The sequence below is a fragment of the Verrucosispora sp. SN26_14.1 genome (assembly GCF_004307965.1).
Lineage (GTDB): Bacteria > Actinomycetota > Actinomycetes > Mycobacteriales > Micromonosporaceae > Micromonospora.
The window spans coordinates 1-4026 of the sequence record NZ_SISL01000508.1; the positions used below are offsets into that span (position 1 = coordinate 1).

General features: G+C 73.7%; 4 protein-coding genes. 1 reads left to right on the plus strand and 3 read right to left on the minus strand.

The window, feature by feature from the left end:
• Positions 1-385: preprotein translocase subunit TatB (locus EYA84_RS28015; RefSeq protein WP_131056885.1), on the minus strand; the 385-nt coding region annotated here is incomplete at its 3' end.
• A gap of 73 nt (positions 386-458) precedes the next feature.
• Entirely contained in the window at positions 459-1715 is a 1257-nt protein-coding gene (locus tag EYA84_RS28020; RefSeq protein ID WP_236146000.1) for a S1C family serine protease, read from the minus strand.
• A 359-nt stretch (positions 1716-2074) separates the two neighbouring features.
• Here EYA84_RS28020 and EYA84_RS28025 point away from each other — a divergent pair, with 359 nt between their 5' ends.
• Positions 2075-2647 carry an O-methyltransferase gene (locus EYA84_RS28025; protein ID WP_131056891.1) on the plus strand — a complete coding sequence of 191 codons (573 nt, stop codon included), beginning with the start codon at positions 2075-2077 and terminating at the stop codon, positions 2645-2647.
• A 28-nt stretch (positions 2648-2675) separates the two neighbouring features.
• Here EYA84_RS28025 and EYA84_RS28030 read toward each other — a convergent pair.
• Positions 2676-4026: M17 family metallopeptidase (locus EYA84_RS28030; protein WP_131056889.1), on the minus strand; the 1351-nt coding region annotated here is incomplete at its 5' end.

Sequence of the window (4026 nt, forward strand, 5' to 3'; positions counted from 1 at the left end):
CCGGGGCGGTGGCGCGGGCTGCCGACGACGTGGCGGCGGGGGTTCGCGGGTCGGCGGAGGTGGCGACGTCCTTGAGGTCGTTGTGCACGCCGGTGACGTCCGCCCGGAGGTTGTCGTAGACGCCCTGCAACGGTTTGCGGATCGCCTGCTCGTCCTCTTCGCTGAGCAGATGCTTGCGGATGAACGCCTTGGGGTGCAGATCCTCGAGCTGGATGTCGGTGCCCAGTTCCTTGCTGAGGTCGGTGGTGGCGTTACGCGCCATGTTCCGCAGGTTGCGCACCATCCGCAGGCCATCGCTGATCACCTGCGGCAGCCGATCGCCGAAGATCAGCAGCGCCAGCAGCAGCAGCGCGCCGACCTCCCACACGTTCAGGTTCTCGAACACCCCGTCCTCCTCCCCCGGCTACCGCAGCCAGAGTACGCACGTCGGGGGCCCGGCCAGAAGGGGTTCTGCGAGGTCACTTCGCATCCGCCGCCAGCGTGACGGAGGCGTTCTGCCGGTCGCTGCCCCGCCGGTACTCGACGGTCACCACCGAGCCGGGGGCGTACTTGCGGACCAGGGCGATCAGGTCGGTCGGCTCGGTCATCGGTCGGCCGTCGAGCCGCAGGATCACGTCACCGGCCCGGAGCCCGGCACCGGCCGCCGGCCCCGCCGGTTCCACCGCGGCGAGGCGGACACCCGATCCGCCGGCGTTGGCACCCGGTCCGCCCACCTGGGCGCCGATCACCGTACGCCGGGCCTTGCCGGTGCCGATGATCTCCTGGGTGATCCGCTTGGCCTGGTTGATCGGGATGGCGAAGGCGAGACCGATGTTGCCGGCCTCCTGGCCGTCCGCGACCAGGGACTTGATGGTCGAGTTGACGCCGATCACCCGCCCCGCCGCGTCGACCAGCGGGCCGCCCGAGTTGCCGTGGTTGACCGCGGCGTCGGTCTGGATCGCGGCGTAGTAGCGCGTCGGGCCGCCCGGCTCGCCGGCCTGCATGGTCCGGTCCAGCGCGCTGACGATGCCCGAGGTGACCGTGTTCGCCAGCGACAGGGGCGACCCGAAGGCCAGCACCGGGTCGCCGACCGCCAGGGCGTCGGAGTCGCCGAACTCGACCGGACGCAGTCCGGTACGTGAGACCTTGATCACGGCGATGTCGGACTCCGGGTCCTGACCCACCACGGTCGCCGAGTCGGTGCTGCCGTCGTTGAAGACCACCGACGCCTTGCCGCTGCCGCCGGCCACGACGTGATCGTTGGTGATCACGTGTCCGTCGGTGCTGACGATGAACCCGGAGCCCTCGCTGGTGCCGCCCACCCCGGCCACCCGGACGGTGACCACGCTGGGCAGGACCCGCTCGGCCACCCCGGCCAGCGACTCCGGCGGGCGTTGGGCGAGCGTGGGGGCGGTCCCGGGGGCGGCGCCGAGCACCGGCCCGGCCGCGCCGCCACGGACCGCGAAGGCGTACCCGAGGGCACCGCCGAGCGTGCCGGCGAGCAACGCGGCGAGCAGGGGAACCAGCAGCATCTGGTGCAGTTTCGAGCGTCCGGGCGCGTCCGGGTCGGTGACCCGTTCCGGCTCGACGCCGACGACCGGTGCCGCCGGCACCACCACCGCCGTCGGAGCGTACGGGTCCCGCCACGGGTCGCTCAGCGCGTCGGACCACCACGGCGAGGCACCCGGTGGGGCCCCCTCGCGCGCCGACGAGCCTGCCGGCGGAGTTCCGGGCACCGGCTGTCCCGCCGGTACGCCGCTCGCGCCGGGCTGGCGCCAGTCCCAGCCGTCGGTCACTCGGTGCCTCCCAGTCCGTCCCCCGGTGTCCCGCGATCCGGCGATCGGACGCCGCTCCGATGCCGTCGACGGGATACCGCTTCCAGGATTGCACGGATGTGCCGCGTGGGGTCAGCGGTTGTCACTGCGGGTGGACGCCCGGCTGCGCCGGTGGCGGGCCGCCTCTAGAGTCACAGTGCCCACCCGCCCTGCGCATCATGCTCGCCGCCCGGAGGTGTCCCATCGCCACCGTCGCCGGTTCCGGTAGTCCGACGAACCCGGCTCTCCAGTTCGCCGAGTCGTACGTCACCGAGGACCTCGTGCTGCGTACCGCCCGCAGCCTCGCCCGGGAGGTCGGACTCGACGCGGTCACCCCCGGAGCGGGCGCCGCGTTGCGCCTGCTCGCCGCCGCCGGGAATGCGCGGGCGGTGGTCGAGATCGGCACCGGCACCGGGGTCAGCGGGGTCTGGCTGCTGCGGGGCATGCGGGTCGACGGGGTGCTCACCACGATCGACGTCGAGGTGGAGCACCAGCGCATCGCCCGCCGGATCTTCACCGAGGCGGGCTTCGTCGCCGGTCGGACCCGCATCATCACCGGACGCGCGCTGGACGTGCTGCCGAGGCTCGCCGACGGGGCGTACGACCTGGTCTTCGTCGACGCCGAGGCGACCGGCTTCACCGCCTGCGTGGAGGCCGCGCTGCGGCTGCTCCGGCCCGGTGGCGTGCTGGTCCTCAACGGCACGCTGGCCGGGGGCCGGATCGGTGACCCGGCGGCCCGGGACGCGGAGACGGTGACCGTGCGCGAGACGATCAAGGCCATCCGCGAGTCGGAGAACTGGATCCCGGCGATGCTGCCGGTGGGCCACGGGCTGCTGGCCGCAGTGCGCTGCTGAACCGGGCGCACCACGGCCGGGCCGCCGGTCAGGAGAGGGTCGCCAGCCAGCGCAGCAGGCCGCGTACGCCCCAGCCGGTGGCGCCCCGGGTCAGCTCCGCGTCGTCCCGGTCGCACCAGGACGGCGCCGACATGTCGATGTGCAGCCACTGCTGGCGCAGCTCGCCGGTGAACTCGCGCAGGTAGAGCGCGGCCAGCACGGATCCGGGCCCCTGCGTCGGTGCGCTGTGCAGGTCGGCCACGTCGCTGCCGAGGTGCTCGACGTAGTCGGTGCCCAGCGGCATCCGCCAGGCGGACTCGCCGGCCGCGTCGATGGCCGCCAGCAGGTCCCCGGCCAACCGGTCGTTGTCGCTGTAGAGCGCGCCGATGCGGGTGCCGAGCGCGACCGCGTTCGCCCCGGTCAGCGTGGCCAGGTCGATCAGCAGGTCGGGCTTGAGCTCCTGCACGGCGTACGCCAGCGCGTCGGCGAGGACCAGCCGCCCCTCGGCGTCGGAGTTGGTGGTCTCGCTGGTCAGGCCCCCGTAGTGCCGGATGACGTCGCCGGGACGGAACGCCGAGCCGCTGACCATGTTCTCGGCCAGCGGGGCGAGCGTGGTGATCCGGACCGGCAGCTTCAGGGCCGCCGCGCCCAAAGTCGCCGCGACGACGGCCGCCGCCCCGGCCATGTCCTTGCGCATCAGCTTCATCGCCGGCACGGGCTTGATCGAGATGCCGCCGGTGTCGAAGGTGATGCCCTTGCCGACCAGCACCACGTGGGTCCGGGCGTCGGCCGGGTGCCAGTCCATTTCGACCAGGCGGGGACCGCTGGCCGAGCCGCCGCCCACCGCGACGATCCCGCCGAATCCCTCGGCGGCCAACTGCTCCGGCTCGCGTACCCGCACCCGGAGTCCGGGCAGGTCGGCGGCGGCGTCGGTGACCTGGGCGGCGAACCACTCCGGGTTCTTGACCGAGGAGGGGGTGTTGGTGAGGTCGCGGGCCAGCCGGGTCATCTCGGCGGTCGTCCGGGCCGTGGTGACGGCCTGTGCGTACGCGTCGGGTTCGGCGACTGCCAGGTCGACCCCGGTCAGCGTCGGGGCGTCCGGGTCGTCGCCGAGGCGGAACCGGTACGAACCGAGCAGCAGGCCCTCGACCAGCCCACGCACCGACTCGGGTGCCAACTCCGCCGGCAACGCCACTGTGACATGAGTCTCATCTCGCGTTGCCCGGACCAGTCCGGCACCCGCCGCCCGCCACGCCGCCTCGTCCGCCTCGCCCACACCGAGCAGCAGCAGCCGGGCCGGAGTGCCGCCCGGTCGCACCTGGGCGTGCACCTGACCGGCGCGGCCGGTGACCCGGGCCGGCCCGACCAGCGCGGCGGCCGCGTCGGCGATCCCCGTGGGC